The sequence below is a fragment of the Campylobacter concisus genome, assembly GCF_002914195.1.
Lineage (GTDB): Bacteria > Campylobacterota > Campylobacteria > Campylobacterales > Campylobacteraceae > Campylobacter_A > Campylobacter_A concisus_M.
Genome location: NZ_PPAU01000146.1, coordinates 1 through 725, shown reverse-complemented (window position 1 = coordinate 725; position 725 = coordinate 1). Strand labels below are relative to the sequence as shown.

The following is a 725-nucleotide window of genomic DNA, read 5'->3' as shown; positions in this document are numbered from 1 at the left end:
TCTTGATACTAGCAAAAAACAAGAGATAGTCAATGCAATAGATGCCATATATGCCCAAAATAACAAAAAGGCATTAAGTAATCAATTTTTAGAATTAGAAAGAATAGTTGAGGATAGTAAATTTTATAAGCGTGCTGAAGAAGCCATAGTAAAATATAAAGATGGCTTGGAGTTAATAAAAAATACCACCAAGATAGTGGCGCATTCAATTTTATTTAATGCACACCACCTTATGCTTGTCAATCGCTCTGCACAAATAGAGAACGCAAAAAAAGAGCTACTTTCAGTAGCAAAAGAAGAATTTGGCGACAACTATTTAGATAAAACCATAGGCGATATAGCACCAGAAAAACTTCCCAAAGCAGTAATAAATACTCTTCTTGCAAATAAGGACAAGACAATAGCCGACGTTGCTTCATCTATGACAAGGCAGGCTAACGATGAAATTCAAAAAGCTTTTGATGGTAATAGAATAAAACTACTCTTTTTAAATAAGCTTAAAGAACATCAATATTTTTCTCCAGAAGCAATTTTAAGTGCTGGAGTTAAAAGAGCTGACCTGAACTTTGCCCCACGAAGTGGAAAGACAAGGACAGCGTTAAACGTCTTATATGCCCTTGGAGATAAAAATCCTTCAAATTTTTACATACAAAATGGCAATGCAACAGACATAGTTGGACAGCTAGTGCAAACTTTCCCTGAAATTTTACATACAGTTAATTTAA

1 protein-coding gene is annotated in these 725 nt (G+C 33.9%); it reads left to right on the top strand.

Annotated features, from left to right (window positions below; genetic code table 11):
* A partial coding sequence (locus CYP28_RS10460) for a hypothetical protein (protein ID WP_181000453.1) occupies positions 1–725 on the top strand: 725 nt, incomplete at both ends.